Here is a 25976-nt window from a genome sequence, read left to right as displayed (position 1 = left end):
ACGGTTCCCCTTCCTTACCAATTCCACATCGTGCCATCTTCCAGCCTGGCTATCGGTAGACAAGCTGCTTCATAGGGATATTTCTCAGCAATCTTCTCATCAAAATCCACACCCAAACCCGGCTCATCTCCTGGGTGCATATAACCATTATCAAATATCCAGTTTCGAGGAAATGCTTCCAGCATGATTTCCGAATAACCCATATATTCCTGAATACCAAAATTGGGAACCCATAAATCAAAGTGCAAAGCGGCTGCCATACTGATTGGAGACAAGTCACTGGCGCCATGAGAGCCGGTGCGTATTTGATAAAGTGAAGCAAAATCAGCAATACGGCGCATACCACTGATTCCACCCGCATGCGTCACTGTCGTGCGAATAAAATCAATCAACTGCTGCTCGATTAATTGTTTGCAATCCCATATGCTATTGAACACTTCCCCAACCGCTATTGGGGTAACGGTGTGCTGTCTTATCAAGCGGAAACATTCCGGATTCTCTGCCGGCGTAGGATCTTCCATCCAGAATAAATGATATGGCTCAACATCTTTACCGAAACGTGCTGCTTCTATCGGCGTCAGACGATGGTGTATATCATGTAATAGGCAAGAATCCATGCCAAATTTATTACGAATCCTGTCGAATACTGTTGGTATGAAATTCAGATACTTTTCTGTTGACCACAATTGTTCTTCAGGATAAACCCCTTTAGCTGCCGGCTCGTATTTACCACCTTTTTGTTTTGCCAGCCCATAAGCAGATGACACACCAGGAATTCCACATTGCACACGTATCGCCTGAAATCCCATTTCAAGCAACCTGGCATAATCATCCAGTACGGCATCAATAGTACTTCCCGTGCAATGGCCATACACCATGACTTTTTCGCGCGAAGCGCCACCCAGCAGTTGATACACTGGCATGTTTGCTGCTTTCCCTTTGATATCCCACAAGGCCATATCAATAGAAGAAATAGCGGACATGGTTACCGGACCACGTCGCCAGTAAGCACCTTTATAAAAATATTGCCAGATATCTTCTATTTTCTGCGCATCCCGGCCAATAAGCTGTGGGCACAGATGGTCGCGCAGATACGCTGCAACGGAGAGTTCCCGCCCATTCAGGGTGGCATCGCCCACACCGCTTAACCCAGATTCCGTTGTTATTTTTAGCGTAACAAAATTTCGCCCAGGGCAACTTACGAACACATCTGCCTTGATTATTTTCATTGAATGCTCCAACAGCCATTAGCAAAACGCAGCAATGAAAATTAATACACAAGCACCTGCCATACAAGTATTTCACACTGCCCAAAATACCAGACCAAAATTTAAAAACTGAAAAATAATTTTAAATTATATGCCTTGAAATTATTACAATAGGAAATATCAAAATATCCAAGGGATTTTTTTGATATTCCCGATTAATGCTGGAATGACTATTGAGATCAATCGCTTCTGCGGTGAATCGGCTGCTTGGCATGAATGACATACTGAGCAAAGCGATAAGAAAATACTGGAGGGGGCGATGCGCCCTGCTACCCGCGGGTAGCAGGAATAGAGCTGGTAACAGGGCGCTAAAAGCGGAAAGAGGGATGGCCAGGTATGGCACGGCACCTGACAAGCATCGGGATGAAAACCGAGCGCCGGTTTAACTGGAACAGCTAACGCTGATTTCCTGCGCCCAGGCAGGAGGCTCGGCGGCGTAAGCCTGATACTGCGGCTGCTCGTCAAAGGGGTGCTGCAGACAGTGATGCAGGCTGGCGATTTGTGAAAAATCCCCCTGCTGAGCGGCTTGAATCGCCTGCTCGGCCAGATAATTGCGCAGGATATATTTGGGGTTGACCGCCAGCATGGCAGACCTGCGCTCGGCAGCCGGCCGGGTTTCCAACTGCAGGCGCGCAGTGTAGCGTGCCGCCCAGTCATCAAACAGGCTGCGATCCAGGAACATGTCCCGCAATGCGTGGTTGTCGCCCGCGCTGTCAAAGTCGGCCAGCCGGCGGAAGAATACGGTGTAATCGGTCTGATGCGCATGCATGGCCAACAGTAGCGCTTCGATCAGTGCGTCATCACCCTCATCCGGTACAGCAAGGCCCAGCTTGTTGCGCATCAGCCCCTGCCAGTGTTGTGAGTACTGCTCCCTATAACCGGAGAGTGCCTCCAGCAATTGCGCTTCACTCACCAGCGGCAAGAAGGCCGATGCCAGGCAATGCAGATTCCACAAGCCAACCTGTGGTTGCTGGTTGTAGGCATAACGTCCGGAATGATCGCTGTGATTGCATACATGCGCGGCATTGAAGCCATCCATGAAGCCAAACGGGCCGTAGTCCAGCGTCAGCCCCAGCACCGACATATTGTCGGTATTCATCACGCCGTGACAGAAGCCCACTGCCTGCCATTGCGCAATCAGGCTTGCGGTGCGAGTGACAATTTCACTGAATAATGCTGCGTAGGGCTGCGCTTGTTCTGCACATGCCGGGAAATGATGACGGATAAGGAAGTCCGCCAGGATACGGATTTCATCGTGCTGGCCGCGATGGTAAAACACCTCGAAACTGCCAAAACGGACAAAGCTTTCCGCCAGACGGGTGAGCACGGCAGCCGTCTCCGGCCTCTCCCGGTAAACCGGATCTGGCGAGCCAATCATGGCCAAGGCGCGGGTGGTGGGGATGCCCAGGCCATGCATGGCTTCGCTGCACAGATACTCGCGAATAGTGGAGCGCAACACGGCACGGCCATCACCCATGCGTGAGAACGGGGTTAAACCGGCACCCTTGAGCTGCCATTCCCAGCATCGTCCCTCGGTATCGAGCATATCGCCCAGCAAGATTGCACGACCATCGCCCAACTGGGGCACATAGACGCCAAACTGATGCCCGGCATACATCGCGGCAAGCGGCTGCATATCATGTGCCAGGCGATTGCCGGACAGCAATGCCAGCGCGTCTGGCTGCTCAAGAGTAGCCGGCAGGATGCCAAGGGTTTCGCACAAGGAAGCATTCAGCGCAACCAGATGTGGCTGGCTCAGTGGCTGGGGCTGCACCCTGCGATAGAAGGCAGGGGGCAGCGCGAGAAAACGTTGACCAAAGGTCAGAGTGGATATGGCTTGCATGACCCGATTCTAGACGCGGGCCAACAGGATAAACACCGGAAGACAATCAGGGTTTTTGTCGTCGCCAGACCCGACGCATGTCACGGGCGGCATTGAGTGAGGCAGAGGAAAAGCTGGTAGCAGCAAAATGGCCCACCTGACGGCTCATCTTGCTGACGGCGTTGCCGGAAGTCTGCCCCAGTTGCAGAGCCTGCTTCATCACGCTAAAAGAGGGATGGTTGCCTGACTGTTCCAGTTGCTGCAGCAGGCGGCGGTGCATGTCATTGAGTGACTTCTCTGTTGCCAGCATCAGGTCGCGCTGATTGTCGGCCTGTGCCTGCAGCAGGGACACACCGCCCAAGAGGCTGCCATCAATCCGGCCTTGCAAATCGGCATCGGCCTGCGGATAGCCGCGCAGCCAGGCCGCCGTCCAGCTCAGACAGGCATCCTGCTGGGCATCCAGCAGGCGTCGCTGGCTCAGTTCCATGGTACTCAGGTAACGCTGGAAGGCGCTGGCAAACCACTCGTAGGCCATGAATCGTCCTTGTCGGTTGGACAACACGCTAATGAGCTGCGACCGGGCTTAGGGCCCAGACACGGATCAACTCCTGCAGTAGCGCTTCCAGAATCGGATCACCTACCCGGTCCGAAGGATAAACGAACTGCAACTCGGCCAGTTTGCGCACACCAGGCACAACCGTCAATCGCCCGGCGGCTTCCCACTCCAGCGCTTCCTCTTCACGGGCCAGTGCAATGCCCACTCCACAGGCGACAAGTTCCAGAATGGAGGCAAGATTGTCACTTTCTGCGACTTTCTTCGGCGATATATTCAGTTCGCGCCAGAGTTCAGCTGTAATTTTGGACAGGCTGGAGAACTGCGACAGACCGATCCATGGCAGACGCCCCAGATCCTTGTGGTTGGCCAGATCGATACGAGTGTCCCAGTGTTTGGGAATGACAATGCGGAAGGGAAGGTTGGTCAACAGCACGGTATTGACGTTGACGTAGGGGTTTTTACCCAGATAGAAACCGGCATCAAGCTCCTTCTTGCGCACCAGGTTAAGCACTTCCCCCGTCACCCCGTGCTGCAGTCGCAGATCCAGCAGCGGGTATTTTTCCACCAGCGCAGCCACCCACTCCCCCATTTTGAGCGTGGCGGGAGTCAGGGTAAGGCCAATCTGCGCCTTACCACCGGTTTGACCTTTTAGGCTTTTGGCATGGTTGATGATTTCCCGCGCGGAGGCCAGGATGGATTGCGCCTGCGGCAGCAATTCCTGTCCTGCCCGTGTCATGGTGACGCCCCCTGCCGTTCTTTCGAACAGAGGCATGCCGACTTCTTCTTCCAGCGCCTTGATCTGGGCGGTTACGGCGGGCTGGGATAAATGCAACAACTCTGCGGCCTGCGTCAGGTGCCCTTGCTGAGCGACGGTGACAAAGGTCCTCAACTGATAGATTTCCATGTACGGCCTGTTCTCCCTGCCTGTAGCGAGCGGACTACATTTGTCTGTTTTACCGACCTTATCTTGGGAAACATTTTGCGGTCATTCCCTGCTGTTCCACAACATTTTCACGTACTTTTTTCAAAAAAAACCGCAGATGTAGCATGGGAAATGGAGCAAAAATACCAATGTAACTTATTGATTAATATAATTTTTTGCAACGCAACATCCGTCTGGCAAATTTAACCAATCAAAAAATGCGATTAGCGGTCTGCGCCTTTCGTCCCTTATGTTTCCTCCAGCGGTCAGACGATCGTTACGACAAAGGAGGATGCAATGAACGAGGACGTACTCAAGAAAGTACAGTCCAACCCGAAGTTCAAAGAGCTTGTTCACAAGAAGACAAGCCTGGGTTGGCAGCTCAGCATCGCAATGCTGGTCATTTACTATGGCTTCATTCTGATACTGGCATTTTCACCGGCTTCGCTGGGCGCTCCGCTCGCCCCCGGCATGACCATGACTGTAGGTATCCCGGTCGGGATTCTGATCATTCTTTCCGCATTCGTGCTGACCGGCCTGTACGTGCGCAAGGCCAACGGCGAGTTTGACCAGCTCAACCGCGAGATTGTTGAGGAGGCACAACAATGACAAAACGTACTGGCTCTCTCGCTCTGGCAGCATTGTCGCTTTTCCCGGCCCTGGCTTTCGCTTCCGGTGCCATTGATGGCGATGTGAAACAACAGGCTACCAACTGGCACGCCATCATCATGTTCGTGGCGTTCGTGGCCTTCACCATGGGCATTACCTACTGGGCCGCCCGCCGCACCCGCTCCGCCTCCGACTTCTACACCGCCGGTGGCGGTATCAGCGGTTTCCAGAACGGCCTGGCCATTGCCGGTGACTACATGTCGGCAGCTTCCTTCCTGGGCATTTCCGCCATGGTGTTCGACAAGGGCTATGACGGCCTGATCTACTCCATGGGCTTCCTGGTTGGCTGGCCGGTGATCCTGTTCCTGGTGGCAGAACGTCTGCGTAACCTGGGCAAATACACCTTTGCCGACGTGGCTTCCTACCGCCTGCAACAGACGCCGGTGCGCTCCTTCGCCGCCACCTCCACCCTGGTTGTGGTGGCCATGTACCTGATTGCCCAGATGGTGGGTGCCGGCAAGCTGATCCAGCTGCTGTTCGGCATGAACTACTCTTCTGCCGTGGTCATGGTGGGCATCCTGATGGTGTGCTACGTGCTGTTCGGCGGCATGCTGGCTACCACCTGGGTACAGATCATCAAGGCCGTACTGCTGCTGTGTGGTGCTTCCTTCATGGCCTTCATGGTGCTGTCCACCGTTGGCTTCAGCCCGGAACTGATGTTCGAGAAGGCCGTTGCCGCTCACGCCAAGCACGCTGCCATCATGGCACCGGGCAAGGCGGATCCGGTTGACTCCATTTCGCTGGGCATGGCGCTGATGTTCGGTACTGCCGGCCTGCCGCACATCCTGATGCGCTTCTTCACCGTGTCTGATGCCAAGGAAGCCCGCAAGTCGGTGTTCTACGCCACCGGTTTCATCGGTTACTTCTACATCCTGACCTTCATCATCGGTTTTGGCGCAATCATGCTGGTGCTGAACCAGCCGGGCATGATGGAAACCATCACCAAGGATGGCAAGCAAATCACCCAACTGGTTGGTGGCAGCAATATGGCCGCCATTCACCTGGCCAATGCGGTTGGCGGTGACATGTTCCTGGGCTTCATCTCTGCGGTTGCCTTCGCCACCATCCTGGCCGTTGTAGCAGGTCTGGCCCTGTCCGGTGCCTCTGCCGTCTCGCACGATCTGTACGCTTCGGTTATCAAGAAGGGCAAGGCGAACGAAGCTGACGAAATCCGCGTATCCAAGATCACCACCGTGGCACTGGGCGTCATCGCCATCGTGCTGGGTCTGGTGTTCGAGAAGCAGAACATTGCCTTCATGGTGGGTCTGGCCTTCTCCATCGCGGCTTCGGCCAACTTCCCGGTACTGTTCCTGTCCATGTTCTGGAAGGGTCTGACCACCCGCGGCGCAGTGATCGGCGGCTTCATCGGCCTGGTAACCGCAGTGGTGCTGATTGTTCTGGGACCGGCAGTATGGGTGGATGTGATGAAACACAAAGCCGCCCTGTTCCCGTACAAGAACCCGGCCATCTTCTCCATCACCCTGGCGTTCGTGACCACCTGGCTGTTCTCGGTGACCGACAACTCCAAGTCTGCTGCTGAAGAAAAAGCCAAGTTTGATGCCCAGTTCGTTCGCTCCATGACCGGCATCGGCGCCTCCGGCGCTTCCAAGCACTAATCGTTACACCTGGGGCCGCATCCTGCGGGATGCGGCTACAGCACTACAAAACATAAGGAGAAGGTAATGTCCACCCTCGAGTCCATTCTGAAAGAAACCCGCAGCTTTCCGCCGTCCGACGACTTCCGCCACAAGGCCACTGTTTCCGGCATGGAAGCCTACAACGCACTGTGCGAACAGGCTGATGACAGCTACCTGGCTTTCTGGGGGGACCTGGCGCGCGAACTGATCACCTGGAAAAAGCCCTTCTCACGGGTACTGGATGACAGCAACGCACCTTTCTTCAAATGGTTTGACGATGGTGTGCTGAACGTCTCCTACAACTGCCTGGACCGTCACCTGCCGCTGAACGCCAACAAGATTGCCCTGATCTTCGAAGCTGATGATGGCGAAGTGACCCGTGTTACCTATTCCGAACTGCACCGTCGTGTCTGCCAGTTTGCCAACGGCCTGAAGAGCCTGGGCATTGGCAAGGGCGACCGTGTGGTCATCTACATGCCGATGGTGATTGAAGCCATCGTGGCCATGCAGGCCTGCGCCCGTATCGGCGCCATCCACTCCGTGGTATTCGGCGGTTTCTCCGCCGGTGCGGTACGCGACCGTATCCAGGATGCCGGCGCCAAGCTGGTGATTACCGCCAATGAGGGCCTGCGCGGCGGCAAGACCGTTCCGCTGAAGGCCACCGTGGACGAAGCCCTGGCACTGGAAGGCTGCGAATCGGTACAGAACGTGGTGGTTTACCAGCGCACCAATGGCGGCGCACAGTGGACCGAAGGCCGCGACGTATGGTGGCACAAGCTGGTGGAAGGCCAGGCCGAAGCCTGCGAACCGGAATGGATGCTGGCGGACGACCCGCTGTTCATCCTCTACACCTCCGGCTCCACCGGCAAACCGAAAGGTATCCAGCACAGCAGCGCCGGCTATCTGTTGGGTGCCATCAACAGCTTCCGCTGGGCCTTTGACTACAAACCGAATGATGTGTACTGGTGCACCGCCGATGTGGGCTGGATCACCGGTCACTCTTATATCTGCTACGGCCCGCTGGGCATCGGTGCCACCCAGGTGGTATTCGAGGGCGTGCCGACCTACCCGGATGCCAGCCGCTTCTGGCGCATGATCGAACAGCACAAGGTCAGCATTTTCTACACCGCGCCGACCGCCATCCGTTCGCTGATCAAGCTGGGCAACGACCTGCCCAAGCAATTTGACCTGTCCAGCCTGCGCCTGTTGGGCACCGTGGGCGAGCCGATCAATCCGGAAGCCTGGATGTGGTACTACGAAGTGGTGGGCGGTGGCCGCTGCCCTATCGTGGATACCTGGTGGCAAACCGAAACCGGCTCGGCCATGATTGCGCCGATTCCGGGTGCGGTACCCACCAAGCCGGGCTCTTGCACCCTGCCACTGCCCGGCATCATTGCCGACATCGTGGACGAATCGGGCGCGCAGGTGGAACCGGGCCGCGGTGGCTTCCTGGTAATCAAGAAGCCCTTCCCATCCCTGGTACGTACCATCTGGAACGACCCGGACCGCTTCAAGAAAACCTACTTCCCGGACGAGTTCAACGGCCAGTACTACCTGGCGGGTGACTCGGCCAACCGCGACGAAAACGGCTACTTCTGGATCATGGGCCGTATCGACGATGTGCTGAACGTATCCGGCCACCGTCTGGGCACCATGGAAATCGAATCGGCGCTGGTGGCCAACCCGCTGGTGGCCGAAGCCGCCGTGGTCGGTAAGCCACACGATGTGAAGGGTGAAGCCGTGGTGGCCTTCGTGGTACTGAAGGGCGCCCGTCCGGAAGGCGATGAAGCCAAGAAGATTGCGGCCGAACTCAAGAACTGGGTAGCCCACGAAATCGGCAAGATCGCCCAGCCGGATGACATCCGCTTTGGCGAAAACCTGCCCAAGACCCGCTCCGGCAAGATCATGCGCCGTCTGTTGCGCTCGATCGCCAAGGGCGAAGAAATCACCCAGGACGTTTCCACGCTGGAAAACCCGCAGATTCTGGGCCAGCTGCAAAACCCCATCTGAATCAGTTCAGGAGCACACTGACCTTGAGCCCGGTGATTTCACCGGGCTTTTTTTTGCCCGCGCCATCCGTCCTGCACTGCCCCGCCAGTCACACCAGTCATTGATGCTGGCCGTGCGCGCATACCAGCCCTGGCTGGCTTGGAGCAGCGCACAAAAGCGTAGCCTGCCTGGAGCAAATCGCGCCGCCGCAGACCGCACAAGCAGTCCGGCAAGCAGACGCAAGGCCGCAGCAGCTTTGTTGTTAGCGGCTTCTAGTGCAGATACACCCCTTGCGGCTTTGGCGCTTCCACCGTCACTGGCAGGCCCTGCATTTCGCGCACGGCGGATTCGATGGTATGGCACAGGGCAGCCAGTGGCAGATCATTTCCCTCACGACCGAACGGCTCTTCCAGTTCTTCGCCAATCACTTCCAGCGCGAGGTATGTGTACGCAATGAATACGGCAATGGGCGGCGTCAGCCAGCCTATGCTGCTGACCAGGCCCATCGGCAGCAGCAAGCTGTAGATGGTGACCGTGCGGTTAAGCAGGACGCGATAAGTATAAGGAATAGGCGTGGTGTCGATGCGCTCGCAACCGCCCAGGATTTCCGACATGGTGTCCAGCTTGCGGTCCAGCGCATGCCATTGCAGCTCAGTGATGCAGCCCTCGCGCTGCATCTGCAGGATCAGCTCCCCCAGACGGCGCAGGATGATGGCCGGCACAAAGCGGGCCGCCTGCACCTCATCCAGCATGCCTGGCGGCACCAGCCGCAGCAGATGTTCACAATCGTGCTCCTTGCGCAACTGTGCTTTTAGCGCATAGGCAAAGGCACACAGCAAATCGGCCGCCTGCGTGGTGAGTGGATGCCGTGGCACCGCTGCCAGCAACTGCCGGGCAATGGAGCGATTGATGATGAGCAAACCGCCCCACAGCTTGCGTGCCTCCCAGAAGCGTTCATAGCTGACCGAATTGCGAAAGCCGAGAAAAATGGCCAATGACACACCCAGCAAGGTAAAGGTGGGAATGCTGAGGGCGGAGTCCCCAAAACTGCTGAGCCACCAGTGTCGCACCGATGCCGCCAGCAGCGCGATCAGCAGCACCAACATCAGCCGGGGCAGGATGCGCGGCAATACCGAACCATGCCAGACAAAGAGCAGACGGAACCAGCTGTGTGAGGAGCGGACAATCATGAGCAATATCAGTAAATGATGGTGAAGCTGTCATGATAAGGCATTGCGGTTTATGCTGCAGTGCAAAATGCCCCACCGCCTTGCCATGCCGGCAGCAGCGCCATAGCTGCCATAGCGGGTAGTACGCTGCCTAGCGCGGGGGCGTTTGCAAAACCAGCATTGCATCAGAACGCTTGGCCATCTACCACAAAACCAGCAGCAGCAACGGATAGCAAGCGGATTGGTGGCGGATAATCTTGCCCTGCAGAATCTCAAGCCGCAGGGGAAAAAACATTGCCCAGCGACAGCAGGCTGCGCCACCATAGCGCCCGCCTGTCAGCATAGGCCCAGGTGGCGGCAGGCGGATTTCCCCAATACCCGATCCGGTATGCCATCTTTATATTGAATGCCGTTTCGGCCAACTGCGGAGCCCAACCATGCCCACCCCCTTCCCGGCCGACTGGCAGGCCCTGCTCCTGCACGAACCTTTTGCCGCCATGAGTGCAGAACAACTGGCCCAACTGGCCAGCCATGCACGCCGCCAGCATTTTCCACGCGGCAGCAGCCTGGCCAGTCCCCAGGCCGGGCCAGCCAACCAGTTATTCATCGTGGTGGATGGCCAGGTACTGGCAGAAGACATCTACAGTGGACAGCCCTTTGCCATGCTGGGTCAGGGCGACATGTTTCCGCTGGGCGCACTGCTGGCACAACGCCCGGTTACCAATCACTACCGCGCCGACAGCGACTGCATGGTGTTGCAACTGCCACGCGAAGCCTTTGTCGCCCTCTGCGCACAGTCCCCGGCATTCCAACTATTCTGCACCCAGCGACTGGCCAACCTGCTCTCGCGTGCCCGGCAGTTACATCCCTCGGCGCTGGGCGGCCAGGGACTCAGCCTGCACACACCACTTTCCGCGGTGATCCAGCGGCCACCGGTCACCTGCCGCCCCGAAACAGCATTGCGTCCGCTATTGCAACAGATGCAGAGCGAAGGCGTGGGCTCGGTGGTGATCACCAGCCCGGAGCAGCGCCTGCTCGGGCTGTTTACCCTGCGCGATCTGCTGAGCGCACATCTGGCAGGCCGGGGAGACGATACCGCGGTGAAGGAACTGATGCGTCAGCCGGTTTGCATCCTCCCGCCCAGTGCCCTGGCCAGCGAGGCCATGCTGGCACTGGTACAAAGCGGTGAACGCCATGTGATGGTGTGCGAGGGCAGCACGCTGGTGGGCATCGTTTCAGAACACGACCTCTACCGTCTGTCGCGACTGGACATGAAGGAAATGCTGCAGCGCCTTGGGCGTTGCGATAGCACTGCAGCACTCTCCGGTGTGGCTGCCACATTCCGCCGCCAGGTACTTGCGCTGTTCAAACAGGGGATGGACGCAGATGCCAGCACCCGCCTGCTTAGCCTGTTCAACGACCAGTTGCTGGCACGCCTGTGCCAACTGCATCTGGCGGAAGCCGGACTGGAAGACGCTGAAATCTGCTGGCTGCACTTTGGCAGCAGCGGCCGCCAGGAAAACACGCTGACCTCGGATCAGGATAGCGGTCTGGTATTCCGCTGCAGCACGCCGCTGCGTCAACAGCAGCTTGCCCAGCAATTGCCAGCCATTGCCCAGCGTATCTGTTCCGCCCTGAGCGCCTGCGGCATTCCGCTGTGCAGGAACGGGGTGATGGCAGGCAACCCCAGCCACTGCCTGTCGCTGGACGACTGGTGCGATACCTTTATCAGCCAGTTGATGCAGTCAGCCGACAGCGCGGGACATATCGGTTTATATCTGGACATCCGCCCGGCCTGGGGACAACAACTGCTGGGACTGGAACTGGCCAGCGCCTTGCGTCAACGTGCCAGCGACCCATCCGTGCTGCAGGCACTCAGCCGCACCGCGCGCAGTTATCAGCCACCGCTGGGCTGGAGTGGCCGCCTGCAAACCGATCAGGATGACAAGCTGGACCTCAAGGCCGCACTGGACCTGTTTGTCGATGGCGCACGCATTCTGGCCTTGCAGGCGGGCTCGGCCGCCAGCCGCACCGGTGAACGCTTTGCCGCCGCTGCGGATTTGCCTGGCCTCAAGCACAGCGACTGCCAGAGCTTCGCCGACAGCGCCCGCTTTTTGCAGGACCTGCGCCTGCGCCACCAGTTGGCATGCCAGGAACAGGGGGCAGGGCTGGACAGCCTGATCGATCCGCAGCAACTGGGTACGCTGGATGCGCGCATCCTGAAAGAAACCCTGCGTCAAGCCCGCAAACTGCAGGCCTGGCTGGGCCAGCACCTGCCCTGACCAGCGGATTGTGCCGCTGCCAGTAGGCAGCAAGGTTGTGAAGCAGCCGCGAAACCCGGATAATTTTGCGGTTTTGCTTTCCGGATTTTCCAGCCATGAATGATGGGCTTTATCTGCCGCTGCTGGCCGCACTGGCGTTTTGCCAGCATCTGAGCCAGCGCGAGGCCCGCGATGTGAGTGGCTTGCTGCTCAATGCAGTAGTCACCAGCCTTGCCTGTCTGGTCAGCCTGCTGCTGGGCAGCATGATGCTGACGCTGGTTGCTGTCCCGCATAGCATGCTGCTGACGCTGCTGGTTCACACGGGCTGTCCGCTCCTGCTGTTTGCCCTGCTGCAGCGATATGCCGCGCCCCAGATCAACTGGCTCGGCCTGCGGTGGTACTGGCTGTTGCTGGATACACTGCTGCTGGCCCTGCCCCTGTTCTGGCCAGACAAAGCAGACCATGCCCTGCGCCTTAGCCTGCACATTTTGCTGGCACCGCTACTGCTAGGCCTGTTGCTGGCGCAATTTGCCACCTTGACGCAACGCCTGGCGCGTTGCAATCTGCCGGCCCGCCTGCACGGCCAGCCCGCCCTGCTGGCCTGCGCGCTGCTGCTGGCGCTGGCCCTGCACAGCCTTGGAGTCCATCTGTCATGAGTATTGCCATCCAGCTGGTCCTGCTAGTGTTGGCCAGCGCCCTGCTGTTTCGCCTGTTGCGCCGCATTGCCCTGCGGCCACAGGCCAGCCCCGTCACCCAGCCTCCGCTGGCACAACGCATTGATGCCATCCTGCCGCAAACCCAGTGTGGCCAGTGTGGCCACGCCGGATGCCAACCCTATGCCGACGCCCTGGCCAAGGGGGAAGATCGCATCAATCGCTGCCCCCCCGGTGGCGAAGAAGGCATCCGCAAACTGGCGGCCCTGCTGCAAGTGGACTACCTGCCGTTTGATGCCGATGCCCCGGCGCAAAAACCCAAGGCCGTGGCCCTGATCGATGAACGCACCTGTATTGGCTGTACCCTGTGCATCCAGGCCTGTCCGGTCGATGCCATCCTTGGCTCGGCCAAGCAGATGCACACCGTGCTGGCAGATGAATGCACCGGCTGCGAATTATGCCTGGCACCCTGTCCGGTAGACTGCATCAGCATGCGCCCGGCCACACCGCCGCAAGACTGGCGCTGGGGCTACCCGGTGATTGCCATCAAGGCCGTCAAGCGCGAGGCCAGGCAATGAGGCGGCTGCTCTCCATGCTGCTTGGCACCAAACATCCCCAGCACGCTGCCGATCAGCCCAGCCCGACGCTGCACACCATGCCATTGCCGCGCCAACTGGCGCTGGCCTTGCAAGACAGCATCCCCTGCGTGGAAGTGGGCCAGCAGGTGCGTAAATACCAGCGCCTGGCCGCTGCCGACAGCACCCATGGCCTTGCGCTGCACGCACCGACATCCGGGCGCATCATTGCCATCCGGCAACAAGCGCAGGCGCTGCCCGGCACACCGCTGGCCAACACCCTGTTGCTGGAAGTGGACGGACAGGATGCCGCACTGCCCATCATCCCCGACACAACCGCGACGCTTAGCCGGCTGGACCTGGCCCTGCGCCTGCAGGACATGGGAGTCAGTGGCAACCACGGTCCCTTGCTGGCGCTGGAATGGGCGGCACAGCAGCAAGCCTTGCCCTTGCTGATCATCAATGCAGTGGAAGACGAGCCCGGCCTGGATGCCATCAGCACACTGCTGCAACAACAGGCCGCAGCCCTTGTCGCCGCCATCGGGCTGCTGCAAGAGGTATTGCAACCAGCGCGCATCATCATTGCCCTTCACCAGCAACAACAGGCTGCTCTCCAGGCCATGCGCCAGGCAATGGCCGGGCGTGACTGGCAGCTTGAAGCCATTACCGCACCTTACCCCGCAGCAGATGAAGCCACGCTATGCAAACTGCTGGCCCGACCGCCAGAAGCCAGCCACAGCCTGTGCCTGCCAGCAGATGGCGTCCTCGCCGCCGGCGCGGCCATCCTGCATGGACAGCCCTGCATCAGCCGCCTGGTGAGCATCCACAGCCGCCAGGCAACACATGGCCAGGTGCAAGCACTGCTGGGAACGCCGCTAGGCCATGTACTGGCCTCGGTCGGCGCGAGTACCCGTTACGGCATCCTGCATGGCGGTGCGCTGCGCGCCTATGCGCTGCCAGCGCCGCTGGCCGACACCCTTGGCCTGCACTGGCACAGCCGCTGCCTGCAGCCGGCCAGCGCAGAAACAGCCCACGCACAGGACTGCATACGCTGCGGTGACTGCGCACGCATTTGTCCCAGCCGGCTACAACCACAGGAACTCTACTGGCACTGCACGCAGCAGGACGGCACACAGGCTGAGACCTGGGGCCTGCAGGACTGCAGCCTGTGCGGCCTGTGCAATGCGGTATGCCCCAGCCAACTGCCGCTGCTGGAGCAGTTTCGCCACAGTGCGCAGCAACAGCAGCATGCACAGCAACAACAACAGGCGGCAGAGCGGGCAAGACAGCGGCATCGCTTCCGCCAGTTCCGCCTGGAGAGGGACAAACAGGAAAAAGCCCAGCGCCTGGCAGAACGCGCGGCAGAACAGGCAGCCAAACGCGAACAATCCGCCAGCACAGTACAGCCGACAGCCAAGAGCACGTCGGAGCTTGCCGACAAACAGGCCGCCATTGCAGCAGCCATGGCACGCGCCGCCGAGCGCAACAGCCGGCACCAAAGCAAGCAGTCTGCCGCTCAGGACGATCTCCAGCAGCCAGATGAGCGTGCCGCCGCCATAGCTGCCAGCCGTCAGGCTGCCATCGATGCCGCCATGGCCCGTGCCGCGGCACGCAAGGCAGCGCAAGATGCAGCCAAAGCGGCCAGCGTGGCGCACAGCCAGCCGACAGCCGTGCCAGACCATGACAAGCAGGCGCTGATTCAGGCCGCGATGCAGCGTGCTGCCGCACAAAAAGCCGCGCAGACCTCCACCACACCCAGCAGCATGGATGGCGACAAGCAGGCGCTGATCCAGGCCGCGATGCAGCGTGCTGCCGCACAAAAAGCCGCGCAGACCTCCACCACACCCAGCAGCATGGATGGCGACAAGCAGGCGCTGATCCAGGCCGCGATGCAGCGTGCTGCCGCACAAAAAGCCGCGCAGACCACCGCCACACCCAGCAGCATGGATGGCGACAAGCAGGCGCTGATCCAGGCCGCGATGCAGCGTGCCGCCGCACAAAAAGCCGCGCAGACCGCCGCCACACCCAGCAGCATGGATGGCGACAAGCAGGCGCTGATCCAGGCCGCGATGCAGCGTGCTGCCGCACAAAAAGCCGCGCAGACCACCGCCACACCCAGCAGCATGGATGGCGACAAGCAGGCGCTGATCCAGGCCGCGATGCAGCGTGCCGCCGCACAAAAAGCCGCGCAGACCGCCGCCACACCCAGCAGCATGGATGGCGACAAGCAGGCGCTGATCCAGGCCGCGATGCAGCGTGCTGCCGCACAAAAAGCCGCGCAGGCGGCTGCGGGGCAAGAAGCTGCATCGAAGCCGGATCAGGCCAAGGGAGCGGAAAACACATGATCTCCACCACCATACGTCTTGCTCCGACACTGGCCAGCAGACAGCGACAGTCGCTGCTGGCGCTACTGCCGGGCATCCTGGTTTTGCTGGCACAGCAAGGAGCGGCAGCACTATCTACTCTTCTGCTGGCACTGTTTTGCAGCCTGCTGGGCGAAATGGCCTGTCTGTATCTGCGCAAACAGCCCATCACGCTGGCCTGGCAACAACCGGCATGTCTGCTCAGCGCGGTATTGCTTACCCTGCTGCTGCCGCTCAACACCGCCCCGCTGGCACTGGCGGCAGCCTGCAGCGCCGCCATCCTGCTGCGTCAGTTGTTTGGCGGCAGCGCACACGGCCCCTTCCATCCAGTGAGCGTCAGCCTGATCTTGCTGGCCCCATGGCTGCCGCTGGCAGCCCCCGCTGACAATCTGCCACTGTCCCTGGCCTTGCTGCTGGGCATCTGCTGGCTGGGCTGGCGCCATCTGCTTGCCTGGCAGGCCCCTGCCGGCTTTGGACTGGTGTTGCTGGCCAGCCTGCCGCTGCCCCATGCCAGCCTGCTGCTGCAACCGGCATGGTGGCTGCTGGCTGGCTGGGTCATCAGCGACAGCAACAGCATCCCGCTTACGCCAAAAGGCCGCTGGCTGCATGGCGTGGCCATGGGCTTGTCATGCCTGGCACTTAGCCTGTCCGCCAGCCGGGTGGATATCGCTGGCGCGCTGGCGGCCAGCCTCTTGCTCAGTGCCTGCGCCCCACTGCTGGACAAGCTGCTGCTGTTGCCGCCCACCCGCACGTAAAAACCGCAACCAGCCCGCTCCCGCAGCGGGCTGCGCTACAATAGCCGGGCTGTCCCAACCTTAGCCGGACAGCCCGCGTACCAAACCTGTTTCAGGCCAAGCCACCATGAATGCCACCAAGCGTTACGAAATCTTCCGCCGCCTGCGCGAACACACGCCCAAGCCCGCCACGGAACTGGAATACCGCACACCATTCGAACTGCTGATTGCCGTGCTGCTATCGGCCCAGGCCACTGACGTCAGCGTCAACAAGGCCACCCGACCGCTATATGCCGTCGCCAATACCCCGGCTGCCATGTTGGCATTGGGTGAGGAGAGCCTGGCCGATTACATCAAGACCATCGGCCTGTTCCGCACCAAGGCCAAAAACGTGATAGCCACCTGTCGTCTGTTATTGGAAAAACATGGCGGCGAGGTCCCGGATGACCGCGCGGCGCTGGAGGCCCTGCCCGGTGTCGGGCGCAAAACCGCCAATGTGGTGCTGAATACGGCCTTTGGTCACCCCACCATTGCGGTGGATACCCATATCTTCCGGGTATCCAACCGCACCAGGCTGGCACCAGGCAAGGATGTACGCGAGGTAGAAGACAAACTGCTGCGTTACGTTCCGGCAGAATTCAAGGTGGATGCCCACCACTGGCTGATCCTGCATGGCCGCTACGTATGCAAGGCACGCAAGCCGGAGTGTCATCGCTGCGTGATCGCCGATCTGTGTGAATACCCGGCAAAAACGGTATGATTGCAGCATTGCGGTCGTAGTTAACCGGCGGTAGTTCCCTGGAAATACAGTGGATCGTCCCTATATCGGTCTGAAAGCTTCCCCGAAAGGATAATTCTGTGACTCCGTATCTTCGCCCCATTCTCGGCGCCCTTCTGGCAGCGTCGTTGCTCTCGGGTTGCGACAAGATCGAAAGCCTGTTCCACAAGCAGAGCCAGCCGGCCCCGGTAGCTGTGCCTGCCCAGTCGGATGGGCGTGTCGCCATGTTGCTGCCCGACTTTACCCAACTGGTCGAACGGGACGGCCCGGCCGTGGTAAACATTCAGGCCAACCGCACCGAGGCGGTACCACAGCAAAGTGAAATGCCCTTCCCGGTACCGGAAGACGACCCGCTGTTCGACTTTTTCAAGCGCTTCATCCCCAACCAGCCCAATCAGCAGGAGCAGACACCGGAAGAAAGCGTGTCCTATGGCTCCGGCTTCATCATCAGCGATGATGGCTACATCATGACCAATGCCCACGTGGTGAGCGGTGGCAGCCAGATCAAGGTGATGCTGACCGACAAGCGCGAGCTGAAAGCCCGTCTGGTGGGCCTGGACAAGCGCACCGATGTTGCCCTGCTGAAGGTGGATGCCTCCAGCCTGCCGGTAGTCAAGGTAGGCAGCCCGGCACAGCTCAAGGTGGGTGAATGGGTGGCTGCCATCGGCGCACCCTTCGGCTTTGACAATACCGTTACCGCCGGCATTGTGTCGGCCAAGGGCCGCAGCCTGCCGGATGAAAACTATGTTCCCTTCATCCAGACCGACGTGGCCATCAACCCCGGCAACTCCGGCGGCCCGCTGTTCAACCTGCGCGGTGAAGTGGTGGGTATCAACTCGCAGATCTACAGCCGCTCCGGCGGCTTCATGGGCATTTCCTTTGCCATCCCGATTGACCTGGCGATGAATGTGGCCGAACAGATCAAGGCCAAGGGCAAGGTCAGCCGTGGCCAGTTGGGCATCAATATCCAGGAAGTGTCGCAGGAGCTGGCGCAGTCATTCGGCCTGCCCCGCCCCAGCGGTGCGCTGGTGGTGCGGGTGGACCCGCAAGGCCCAGCCGGCAAAGCCGGCCTGCAGACCGGGGATATCATCCTCAAGCTGGATGACCGCAGCATCGAAAGCTCCAAGGACTTGCCGATGATGGTGGGTTCCTTGCAGCCGGGTGCCAAGGTAAAACTGTCGGTGTGGCGCAAGGGGGAAGAGAAAACCATCCAGGCCACGCTGGGCGAACTGGCACCGGAAGTCAGCCCCCAGGCCAAGCAGCAGGACGAAGCCGCTCCGCAGAATTTCCAGTTTGGCAAACTGGGGCTGACCGTCACCGAGCTGACCGCACGCCAGCGTACCGAGCTGGGCCTCAATGGCGGCCTGCTGGTACAGAAGGCGCAAGGTGCGGCGGCACGCTCCGGCCTGCAACATGGCGACGTGATCATGGGGCTGAACCAGAATGAAATCACCTCGGTGAAGAGTTTCGAGAAGGCGCTGTCCAGCGCACATGGCAAGATAGCCTTGCTGGTGCGACGTCAGGACAGCACGCTGTTCGTGCCGCTTCGCCTCGATTGAGCATGCCGACAAGCCGCCGCAAGGCGGCTTCAGGCTGCTAACATCATCATTTGACGAATCTCCACCGGACCCGGCTTTGCCGGGCCTTTCGAGGAAGTGATTGCGTTGGCAGCCTTACCGTTTATTCCCAATCCCCCCGCCCTTGCCTTGCCAATTGAAGAAGGGTGCCTCGCTTTCCTGTCTGAAAGCGAGATGGGTATTGTCAACAAGCCAAAGCCGCCCCAGGGCGGCTTTTTCATGGCTGCCGACATCCAATAAACCAGCAACAGCAAAGGAGAGAAAATGAGTTTTCTGACAACCGATTTGTGCGATGCCAATGAAGGCCGGGTACGTGTGGTCGAGCCCATGTTCCAGTGCTATGGCAACCATGCCCGCTTTGCCGGACAAATCGTCACCCTCAAGCTGTTTGAGGACAACACCCTGGTGCGCGAAACCCTGGCCCAGGATGGCCATGGCAAGGTGCTGGTGGTGGATGGCGGCGGTTCGCTGCGCTGCGCGCTGCTGGGCGACCAGATTGGCGAGCTGGCGGTGGCCAATCACTGGGAAGGGGTGGTGATTTATGGCTGCATCCGCGATTCGGTGGCACTCAACCAACTGCCCTTGGGCATCCGCGCACTCAATACCCACCCGCTGAAGTCGGTGAAGCGCGGCGAAGGTCAGCGCGATCTGCCGGTGACTTTTGGCGGCGTCACCTTTACACCGGGTGACTGGCTGTATGCCGATGAAGACGGCGTGATCGTCGCCGCCGAGGCCCTGCTTTAAACAGGCACTCACACACCATCGTGGTTGCGGGCATGAACCGGCAGGGCGGCCTGCTCGGCCGGTTCCCCCCAGCCAAGATGCTCCTGCCACCAGATGTGGGATTCCGGTGCCAGTTGCTCCGGCGCATCCAGCGTGGCGGCGGTGATGTCGATATCGTCCGGGTCGGACTCATGCTGATAGCTAAGGGTGGCGCCACAGTGTGGACAAAAGCCACGTTGCACCGCTGCGGATGAGTGGTAGTAAACCGGCTTTTCACTCAGCCACTCCAGCTCAATCAGCCGTACGGTAAACCAGGTCAGAAACGCCGCCCCGCTAGCCTTGCGGCAACTGATGCAATGGCAGTGCGTGACATGAAAGGGCTGGCCATGTATGCGATAGCGCACCGCGCCGCACAGGCAGCCGCCAGTCAATATGCTGCTCATGATGGTCTCCTGCTAGGCGGCGCCTGGCTTGGACAGGCACCGACGTTTGGCGTGCTTGTTCAAGCACTATAGACAGTTATAAGCAGTCTTGCAGGATGAACGGCGGGCATGAAAAAACGATGCCGTTTTGCGGCATCGTTTGCGTGGGAAAACGACTGGCTGTCTATCAGGCTGGCTGGGTAGGTGTCTGGTTATCCAGCGCCGTCATCTGGTTGCGTTCGTCAACGAACACCAGCTTGGGCTGATGGTTGAGCAGCTCGGCATCTTCATACTGGGCAAAAGAGGCGATGATCAGCAGGTCGCCCGGAGCAGCACGGCGGGCAGCCGAACCATTGACCGAGATGACACCGGAGCCGCGCTCAGCCTTGATGGCGTAGGTGGCAAAGCGCTCGCCATTGTTGACGTTCCAGATCTGCACTTCCTCGTATTCACGGATATCCGCCGCTTCCAGCAGGTTTTCGTCAATGGCGCAGGAGCCGATGTAATGCAGCTCCGCGTGCGTGGTGGTGACACGGTGCAGCTTGGACTTAAGCATGATGCGTTGCATGGTACTGTCTTTCCTTGCCCGGCTTAGCGGGACACTTCCACATTATCGATCAGACGGGTACGTCCCAGACGGGCGGCAGCCAGCACCACCAGGCGCTTTTCACCGGCATGGGCGATTTCCAGGGTATCGGCCTGACGTACTTCAACATAATCCACCGTCCAGCCGGCCTGTTGCAGGTCGGCAGCAGTCTTGGCTTCCAGCGCGGCATAGTCGTTGTCCCCGGCCAGCAAGGCTGCGCGCATGGCGGACAGGTTGCGGTACAGCCGCGGCGCTTCGGCACGTTCTTCGGCAGTGAGATAACCATTGCGTGAAGACAGCGCCAGGCCGTCTGCCGCCCGGCCGGTATCCACCGGCACGATGGCCACCGGGATGTTCAGGTCGTCCACCATGGCCTTGATCACATGCAGTTGCTGGAAGTCTTTCTTGCCGAAACAGGCCACATCCGGCTGCACGATGTTGAACAGCTTGCTCACCACCGTAGCCACGCCACGGAAATGGCCGGGGCGGAAGGCACCGCACAGCTCGTTCTGGATATGCGGCGGCTCCACGTTGAAATCCTGCTTCACGCGCGGGTACAGCTCCTGCTCGGTGGGGAAGAACAAGGCGTCCACACCGGCGGCTTCCAGCTTGGCACAGTCGGATTCGAAGGTACGCGGATAGGCATCAAAATCCTCGCCCTGACCGAATTGCAGGCGATTGACAAAAATGCTGACGACCACCTTGTCGGCATGCTCGTGCGCGGCGGCCACCAGCGCGAGGTGGCCCTCGTGCAGATTGCCCATGGTGGGAACAAAGGCCAGCTTACCGGCCTGGCGACGCCATGCACGCATGGCTGCCACGCTGCGGATGATTTCCATTTCCTTACCCTTTTGGCTTAGAAGGTATGTTCGGCAGCCGGGAAGGTCCCTGCCTTGACTGCCTTGACGTAGGCTTCGACCGCACCCTGGATGCTGCCGGCCTCATTCATGAAATTCTTGACGAAACGGGCTTTCTTGCCCGGATACACGCCGAGGATGTCGTGCAATACCAGCACCTGGCCGCTGACATCGGCACCGGCACCGATGCCGATGGTGGGCACGGCAACCGCCTCGGTCACGCGGGCGGCCAGTTCGGCGGGTACACATTCCATCAGCACCAGGCTGGCACCGGCATCAGCCAGCTTGCGGGCATCATCCAGCAGGCGCTCGGCATCGCTCTGGGTCTTGCCCTGGACGCGATAGCCGCCAAAGGTGTTGACGAACTGCGGGGTGAGGCCGATGTGGGAACAGACCGGAATGCCGCGTTCCACCAGGAAACGGGTGGTTTCTGCCATGAAACCGCCGCCTTCGAGCTTCACCATGTGGGCACCGGCCTGCATCAGGCGGGCGGCACTGGCAAACGCCTGCTGCGGGCTTTCCTGGTAGCTGCCGAAGGGCAGGTCGCTCAGGACCATGGCATTGCCGGCACCGGCTGCCACGCAGCGGGTGTGGTAGACCATTTCTTCCATGGTCACCGGCAGGGTGGAATCACGATTCTGGATCACCATGCCCAGAGAATCGCCCACCAGCAGAATCTCTACCCCGGCCTGATCAAGGAGGGTGGAAAAGCTTGCGTCATAGCTGGTGAGCATGACGATCTTCTGGCCTTCGGCGGCCATCTTCTGCAGGGTGTTGACGGTAATTTTCATACCTGTACTTCCTCGGTGTGGTCGGGAAATGCAAGGCGTCACTTGTATTCAGACGCTCTTGTTAAAGTAGCTGCGCTGTCCGCGCATCTCGCTGATGCAGCGCAACAATAGCTCGAAATCCTCGTTACCATCAACCAACTCCAGGTGGTCGGTATTGACGATCAGCAAGGGCGCCGCTTCGTACTGATGGAAAAATTCGCTGTAAGCGGCATGAACGCGCTTGAGGTAGCCTTCGGGGAAATCCTGCTCCAACTGGCTGGCGCGGGCGGCACTGCGCTCCAGCAATACCTGCTCCGAGGCTTGCAGGTAAATCACCAGGTCCGGCACCGGATACTGCGGCAGCAGTTGCTGGGCAAGGCGCTGGTACAGCGCCAGTTCCTGCTCGTCCAGATTCACCCGTGCAAACAGCGCATCCTTTTCGAACAGAAAATCCGACACCACCGGGCTGGCCAGGGTGTCGCCCAGCAGCATGCCGCGAGCCATGTCGGCCCGTTGCATCAGGAAGGACAATTGGGTAGCCAGGCCATGGGAGGCGACATTACGGTAAAAACGCGGCAAGAAGGGGTTGGCGGCCGGGTCTTCGGCCAGCAATTGCACACCCCAGTAGCTCGCCAGCCGGCGCGCCAGCGCCGATTTGCCTGAGCCGATCGGCCCTTCTACCACCACATAACGCAAATGGCTGTGACTCATGTTTTGCTCCTTGAGCTGACTGGCTACACCAGCTTGTACACACCGCTGCAATCGAGCATGGCAGCAATGGCGGCAGCCGGACCATGCGCTCCCACGTGCTGGTCGGGAGCGATTTCCGCCAACGGTACCATGACAAAGGCGCGCTGGTGCATGCGCGGATGCGGCAGCGACAGGCGCGGATCATCCAGCACGGTATCCTGATACAACAGGACATCCAGGTCGAGAACCCGTGGTGCATTGCGGAAACTGCGTTCGCGGCCAAAGCCGGCTTCAATCTGCATCAGCCCATCAAGCAACTGGTAGGGCGACAGCTCGGTATCCAGCAAGGCCACGGCATTGATGAAGTCCGGCTGGTCCAGATATCCCACCGGCGTGGTGAGATACAGCGAGGAATGCGCCAGCACCGTGGTGCCAGCCAGATTGGCAAGGGCCGCAAATGCGGCCCTGATCTGCTCCGCCGGCTGCTCCAGATTGCTACCCAGAGCGACATAAGCCAGGCTCACGCGACCTCTCCCCCTCCACCGGCACCCTCGGCACGGCGGCGGTTGCTGGTGCGACGACGACGACGCTTCTTGGCCGGTTCGTCCGCACCGCTGTTCTTGGCCTCGTTGATCAAGGCTTCGCGCTCGGCCTGATCGCCACGCTGGAAGGCTTCCCACCATTCCACCAGGCTGGCCGGCAACTCGCCTGCCTCGGCGCGCAAGGACATGAAGTCGAAGGCGGCACGGAAGCGCGGCTGTTCCAGGAAGCGGTAAGGACGCGCACCGCTACGGCTGTCGAAGCGGCCTTGCAGCGTCCAGATTTCGCGCATGGTGACGCTGAAACGGCGCGGGATGGCAAAGTCGTTGTCCTGCTCGTTTTCCACGTCGGCAATGGCCATTTGCAGCGCCTGCAAGGGCTTTTCACCGGCGGCGATATGTTGCTGCCAGTGCTGGTTCACCTGTTGCCACAGCAAGGTGGCCAGCAGGAAGCCAACAGACACCGGCTTGTCGGCACGGATGCGGGCATCGGTGCTTTGCAAGCCCAGTTGCAGGAACAAATCGTCGCCATCTTCGCCCATCACCGCGTCCAGCAGCGGGAACACGCCACGTGACAGCCCTTCCTCGCGCAGCTTTTTCAAACAGGCATAGGCATGGCCGGACATCAGCAGCTTGAGCATTTCATCAAACAGCCGGGCCGGAGGTTCCTTTTTCAGCAGATGGGCATGCGCGCGGATAGGCTTGCGGGTGTCTTCGTCAATCTCGAAGCCCAGCTTGGCAGCCAGGCGCACCGCGCGCAGCATGCGTACCGGGTCTTCCTGATAGCGCCGTGCCGGCTGGCCAATCATCACCAGCTTCTTGGCCTTCAGGTCCTTCACCCCGTGGTGATAGTCGATGATGGACTCATCCGACGGATCGAAAAACAGCGCATTGACGGTGAAGTCACGTCGATGGGCGTCTTCTTCCTGACTGCCAAAGGTGTTGTCGGCCATGATGCGGCCAGACTCGTTCTGGTCGTCGATACCGCCGCCACGGAAGGTAGTGACCTCGATGGTTTCCGGACCCACCATCACGTGGACGATGCGAAAACGCCGGCCAATGATGCGCGAACGGCGGAACAAGTGATGCACCTGCTCCGGCGTGGCATTGGTGGCGACGTCAAAATCTTTGGGAGAAACATCCAGCAACAAGTCGCGCACGGCCCCCCCCACCACGAAGGCAGAGAAACCGGCTTCCTGCAGACGGGAAGTCACCTTGAGCGCAGCAGTGCTGAGCTGGTCGCGGCGCACGCCATGCTGGGACAGCGGAATCACGCGTGGTTTGCTACGGCGTTTGCCCATGCCAGACGGCAGCTCCAGTACTTTACGGATAAGCTTGCGGATCATTTATGAGGAATAAGGACGTGGAATGAAGGGATTCGCAAGAAAGGAATTCAAGCGGCAGATTATAGCCTGAATCTTCTGACAAGATATACCGCTCTGGCCCATTTAATCCCGGCTGGCAATAGGCTAGCCGCTTTGTCGTGATTGCTCGCCACCGACAGCCAGCCTAGAATCGCACACCATCTGCCGCCTTTTCCGTGTGAAGACCACCCGTGATTCCCTTACTTGCCCTGGATATCCAGACCCTGCCCGATGTTGCCGGCATCCGTACCCTGTACCAGCTGGATGCTGGCATCAGCGATGCCGACGTTGTCTACTTTGCCCTGCAGCGCAGCCGCGCCAGCCGCGCCGATGAATTCATGCCCTTCCACCTGCACCGCATTGTCGGCATTCATGCCGTACTGCACATTCGCCAGGAAGTGCTGCTGCATCGCTCGACTAGCGGGCAGGATGAGGCCGCCATGCTGCAAGCACTGTCGTCCCTGCTCAACGAACACATGCCGCAAATTGTCAGCTGGCAAGGCTCCCAGTTGATGCTGCCGGTTTTGCGCCATCGCGCCATGCTGCATGGCATTGCCTTCCCCGGCGGTGCCAACGGGCTGTTTGGCCAGACGCTGGAACTCAGCCGCCTGCTGTGCCAGGGCGTCCAACCAGGCTGCGTGCCACAACAGGAAATGGCCGGTCTGTGTGGCCTGCCACGCATCCCGGAGCATGATGCCCCGCAGTCATGGGCTGCCGCCGCCGCCGGGCAATTGCCGACCCTGCTGGCCCAAAGCGCCCAACGCGCCGCCTGTCACTACCTGATGTGGCTGCGCCTGGCCGCGCTACAAGGGCAGATTTCCGCTCTCACCCGCAGCCAGCACGAGCAAAAGCTGGCCCAACTGCTTGGCCAGCAAGGCGAGGAATGGCAGGATTTCCTGCAACAGTGGACAGCACGCAACAGGGCTTGACAGGCTTTTCTGACGGGAATAATCTTTTCCCATGCGCCGATTTGATACAGCTTGCTGGGCGCACTATAAATGCCAGCTAAAGCGTGAGTCGGAAAACCCGCTGCGCTCTCTGGCCCGGCGGGT

24 protein-coding genes are annotated in these 25976 nt (G+C 59.8%); 12 read left to right on the top strand and 12 right to left on the bottom strand.

Going from position 1 to position 25976, the window contains the following annotated elements:
• Window positions 1–14: 14 nt before the first annotated feature.
• The 4 genes from manD to DLM_RS03315 all read right to left on the bottom strand — a co-directional run bounded on the left by manD (window position 15) and on the right by DLM_RS03315 (window position 4550).
• A complete protein-coding gene (gene manD, locus DLM_RS03330; RefSeq protein WP_089082776.1) occupies window positions 15–1229 on the bottom strand; it encodes a D-mannonate dehydratase ManD in 1215 nt (404 codons plus the stop codon).
• Window positions 1230–1650: 421 nt separating this feature from the next.
• A complete protein-coding gene (locus DLM_RS03325; protein WP_089082777.1) occupies window positions 1651–3111 on the bottom strand; it encodes a protein adenylyltransferase SelO in 1461 nt (486 codons plus the stop codon).
• A 46-nt stretch (window positions 3112–3157) separates the two neighbouring features.
• Window positions 3158–3625, bottom strand: a complete 468-nt coding sequence (locus DLM_RS03320) for a hypothetical protein (RefSeq protein ID WP_089082778.1) — start codon at window positions 3623–3625, stop codon at window positions 3158–3160.
• A gap of 28 nt (window positions 3626–3653) precedes the next feature.
• The gene (locus tag DLM_RS03315) at window positions 3654–4550 is read right to left on the bottom strand and encodes a LysR family transcriptional regulator (RefSeq protein WP_089082779.1); all 897 of its coding nucleotides are present in this window, start codon (window positions 4548–4550) and stop codon (window positions 3654–3656) included.
• Window positions 4551–4865: 315 nt separating this feature from the next.
• Between DLM_RS03315 and DLM_RS03310 the strand changes: the two genes are divergently transcribed.
• From DLM_RS03310 to acs, 3 genes are all read left to right on the top strand, one after another.
• Window positions 4866–5177, top strand: coding sequence for a DUF485 domain-containing protein (locus DLM_RS03310; protein WP_089082780.1), 312 nt, complete (start codon window positions 4866–4868; stop codon window positions 5175–5177).
• A complete protein-coding gene (locus DLM_RS03305) occupies window positions 5174–6853 on the top strand; it encodes a cation acetate symporter (RefSeq protein WP_089082781.1) in 1680 nt (559 codons plus the stop codon). The genes DLM_RS03310 and DLM_RS03305 overlap by 4 nt, the downstream gene beginning before the upstream one ends.
• Window positions 6854–6919: 66 nt before the next feature.
• A complete protein-coding gene (gene acs / locus DLM_RS03300) occupies window positions 6920–8884 on the top strand; it encodes an acetate--CoA ligase (protein ID WP_089082782.1) in 1965 nt (654 codons plus the stop codon).
• 251 nt (window positions 8885–9135) lie between these two features.
• Here acs and DLM_RS03295 read toward each other — a convergent pair whose 3' ends face one another.
• A complete protein-coding gene (locus DLM_RS03295) occupies window positions 9136–10053 on the bottom strand; it encodes a bestrophin family protein (RefSeq protein WP_089082783.1) in 918 nt (305 codons plus the stop codon).
• Window positions 10054–10469: 416 nt separating this feature from the next.
• On the opposite strand from DLM_RS03295, the gene DLM_RS03290 reads away from it, so the two are divergent.
• The 8 genes from DLM_RS03290 (at window position 10470) to rraA (ending at window position 19717) form a co-directional block, all read left to right on the top strand.
• Window positions 10470–12314 (top strand): DUF294 nucleotidyltransferase-like domain-containing protein, encoded by a 1845-nt coding sequence (locus tag DLM_RS03290; RefSeq protein WP_089082784.1) that lies wholly within the window; start codon window positions 10470–10472, stop codon window positions 12312–12314.
• 95 nt (window positions 12315–12409) lie between these two features.
• The gene (locus DLM_RS03285) at window positions 12410–12949 is read left to right on the top strand and encodes a hypothetical protein (protein ID WP_089082785.1); all 540 of its coding nucleotides are present in this window, start codon (window positions 12410–12412) and stop codon (window positions 12947–12949) included.
• Window positions 12946–13524 carry an electron transport complex subunit RsxB gene (gene rsxB / locus DLM_RS03280; protein WP_089082786.1) on the top strand — a complete coding sequence of 193 codons (579 nt, stop codon included), beginning with the start codon at window positions 12946–12948 and terminating at the stop codon, window positions 13522–13524. Before DLM_RS03285 ends, rsxB begins: the two co-directional genes overlap by 4 nt.
• The gene (locus tag DLM_RS03275) at window positions 13521–15866 is read left to right on the top strand and encodes a 4Fe-4S dicluster domain-containing protein (RefSeq protein WP_167467029.1); all 2346 of its coding nucleotides are present in this window, start codon (window positions 13521–13523) and stop codon (window positions 15864–15866) included. The genes rsxB and DLM_RS03275 overlap by 4 nt, the downstream gene beginning before the upstream one ends.
• Window positions 15863–16639: an RnfABCDGE type electron transport complex subunit D gene (locus DLM_RS03265; RefSeq protein WP_089082636.1), complete on the top strand. Its 777-nt coding sequence runs from the start codon at window positions 15863–15865 to the stop codon at window positions 16637–16639. Before DLM_RS03275 ends, DLM_RS03265 begins: the two co-directional genes overlap by 4 nt.
• Window positions 16640–16745: 106 nt before the next feature.
• Window positions 16746–17378 (top strand): endonuclease III, encoded by a 633-nt coding sequence (nth, locus tag DLM_RS03260; protein WP_089082637.1) that lies wholly within the window; start codon window positions 16746–16748, stop codon window positions 17376–17378.
• Between the two features lie 98 nt (window positions 17379–17476).
• On the top strand, window positions 17477–18955 hold the full coding sequence (locus DLM_RS03255; protein ID WP_089082638.1) for a DegQ family serine endoprotease: 1479 nt from the start codon (window positions 17477–17479) through the stop codon (window positions 18953–18955).
• Between the two features lie 282 nt (window positions 18956–19237).
• On the top strand, window positions 19238–19717 hold the full coding sequence (rraA, locus tag DLM_RS03250) for a ribonuclease E activity regulator RraA (RefSeq protein ID WP_089082639.1): 480 nt from the start codon (window positions 19238–19240) through the stop codon (window positions 19715–19717).
• 8 nt (window positions 19718–19725) lie between these two features.
• Here rraA and DLM_RS03245 read toward each other — a convergent pair whose 3' ends face one another.
• From DLM_RS03245 to pcnB, 7 genes are all read right to left on the bottom strand, one after another.
• On the bottom strand, window positions 19726–20139 hold the full coding sequence (locus tag DLM_RS03245) for a GFA family protein (RefSeq protein ID WP_231960037.1): 414 nt from the start codon (window positions 20137–20139) through the stop codon (window positions 19726–19728).
• 166 nt (window positions 20140–20305) lie between these two features.
• Window positions 20306–20686 (bottom strand): aspartate 1-decarboxylase, encoded by a 381-nt coding sequence (panD, locus tag DLM_RS03240; protein ID WP_089082640.1) that lies wholly within the window; start codon window positions 20684–20686, stop codon window positions 20306–20308.
• Between the two features lie 23 nt (window positions 20687–20709).
• Window positions 20710–21543, bottom strand: coding sequence for a pantoate--beta-alanine ligase (gene panC, locus DLM_RS03235; protein WP_089082641.1), 834 nt, complete (start codon window positions 21541–21543; stop codon window positions 20710–20712).
• A gap of 17 nt (window positions 21544–21560) precedes the next feature.
• Window positions 21561–22352 (bottom strand): 3-methyl-2-oxobutanoate hydroxymethyltransferase, encoded by a 792-nt coding sequence (gene panB / locus DLM_RS03230; RefSeq protein ID WP_089082642.1) that lies wholly within the window; start codon window positions 22350–22352, stop codon window positions 21561–21563.
• A 48-nt stretch (window positions 22353–22400) separates the two neighbouring features.
• Window positions 22401–23042 carry a deoxynucleoside kinase gene (locus DLM_RS03225; RefSeq protein WP_045847076.1) on the bottom strand — a complete coding sequence of 214 codons (642 nt, stop codon included), beginning with the start codon at window positions 23040–23042 and terminating at the stop codon, window positions 22401–22403.
• A 23-nt stretch (window positions 23043–23065) separates the two neighbouring features.
• Complete coding sequence (gene folK / locus DLM_RS03220) at window positions 23066–23545, bottom strand: 2-amino-4-hydroxy-6-hydroxymethyldihydropteridine diphosphokinase (protein WP_089082643.1); 480 nt, start codon at window positions 23543–23545, stop codon at window positions 23066–23068.
• Window positions 23542–24906 carry a polynucleotide adenylyltransferase PcnB gene (pcnB, locus tag DLM_RS03215; protein WP_089082644.1) on the bottom strand — a complete coding sequence of 455 codons (1365 nt, stop codon included), beginning with the start codon at window positions 24904–24906 and terminating at the stop codon, window positions 23542–23544. Before pcnB ends, folK begins: the two co-directional genes overlap by 4 nt.
• Before the next feature lie 209 nt (window positions 24907–25115).
• On the opposite strand from pcnB, the gene DLM_RS03210 reads away from it, so the two are divergent.
• On the top strand, window positions 25116–25853 hold the full coding sequence (locus DLM_RS03210) for a hypothetical protein (RefSeq protein ID WP_089082645.1): 738 nt from the start codon (window positions 25116–25118) through the stop codon (window positions 25851–25853).
• Window positions 25854–25976: the final 123 nt, after the last annotated feature.

It is taken from the genome of Aquitalea magnusonii (assembly GCF_002217795.2).
Classification (GTDB): domain Bacteria; phylum Pseudomonadota; class Gammaproteobacteria; order Burkholderiales; family Chromobacteriaceae; genus Aquitalea; species Aquitalea magnusonii_B.
The sequence above is the reverse complement of the archived record's forward strand: the minus strand, read 5'-3'. Positions and strand labels throughout refer to the sequence as shown.

Bases quoted from the DNA above. Each gene is read 5' to 3' on its own strand.
- manD (WP_089082776.1), bottom strand. From the start codon at position 1,229: ATGAAAATAATCAAGGCAGATGTGTTCGTAAGTTGCCCTGGGCGAAAT.
- DLM_RS03325 (WP_089082777.1), bottom strand. From the start codon at position 3,111: ATGCAAGCCATATCCACTCTGACCTTTGGTCAACGTTTTCTCGCGCTG.
- DLM_RS03320 (WP_089082778.1), bottom strand. From the start codon at position 3,625: ATGGCCTACGAGTGGTTTGCCAGCGCCTTCCAGCGTTACCTGAGTACC.
- DLM_RS03315 (WP_089082779.1), bottom strand. From the start codon at position 4,550: ATGGAAATCTATCAGTTGAGGACCTTTGTCACCGTCGCTCAGCAAGGG.
- DLM_RS03310 (WP_089082780.1), top strand. From the start codon at position 4,866: ATGAACGAGGACGTACTCAAGAAAGTACAGTCCAACCCGAAGTTCAAA.
- DLM_RS03305 (WP_089082781.1), top strand. From the start codon at position 5,174: ATGACAAAACGTACTGGCTCTCTCGCTCTGGCAGCATTGTCGCTTTTC.
- acs (WP_089082782.1), top strand. From the start codon at position 6,920: ATGTCCACCCTCGAGTCCATTCTGAAAGAAACCCGCAGCTTTCCGCCG.
- DLM_RS03295 (WP_089082783.1), bottom strand. From the start codon at position 10,053: ATGATTGTCCGCTCCTCACACAGCTGGTTCCGTCTGCTCTTTGTCTGG.
- DLM_RS03290 (WP_089082784.1), top strand. From the start codon at position 10,470: ATGCCCACCCCCTTCCCGGCCGACTGGCAGGCCCTGCTCCTGCACGAA.
- DLM_RS03285 (WP_089082785.1), top strand. From the start codon at position 12,410: ATGAATGATGGGCTTTATCTGCCGCTGCTGGCCGCACTGGCGTTTTGC.
- rsxB (WP_089082786.1), top strand. From the start codon at position 12,946: ATGAGTATTGCCATCCAGCTGGTCCTGCTAGTGTTGGCCAGCGCCCTG.
- DLM_RS03275 (WP_167467029.1), top strand. From the start codon at position 13,521: ATGAGGCGGCTGCTCTCCATGCTGCTTGGCACCAAACATCCCCAGCAC.
- DLM_RS03265 (WP_089082636.1), top strand. From the start codon at position 15,863: ATGATCTCCACCACCATACGTCTTGCTCCGACACTGGCCAGCAGACAG.
- nth (WP_089082637.1), top strand. From the start codon at position 16,746: ATGAATGCCACCAAGCGTTACGAAATCTTCCGCCGCCTGCGCGAACAC.
- rraA (WP_089082639.1), top strand. From the start codon at position 19,238: ATGAGTTTTCTGACAACCGATTTGTGCGATGCCAATGAAGGCCGGGTA.
- DLM_RS03245 (WP_231960037.1), bottom strand. From the start codon at position 20,139: ATGAGCAGCATATTGACTGGCGGCTGCCTGTGCGGCGCGGTGCGCTAT.
- panD (WP_089082640.1), bottom strand. From the start codon at position 20,686: ATGCAACGCATCATGCTTAAGTCCAAGCTGCACCGTGTCACCACCACG.
- panC (WP_089082641.1), bottom strand. From the start codon at position 21,543: ATGGAAATCATCCGCAGCGTGGCAGCCATGCGTGCATGGCGTCGCCAG.
- panB (WP_089082642.1), bottom strand. From the start codon at position 22,352: ATGAAAATTACCGTCAACACCCTGCAGAAGATGGCCGCCGAAGGCCAG.
- DLM_RS03225 (WP_045847076.1), bottom strand. From the start codon at position 23,042: ATGAGTCACAGCCATTTGCGTTATGTGGTGGTAGAAGGGCCGATCGGC.
- pcnB (WP_089082644.1), bottom strand. From the start codon at position 24,906: ATGATCCGCAAGCTTATCCGTAAAGTACTGGAGCTGCCGTCTGGCATG.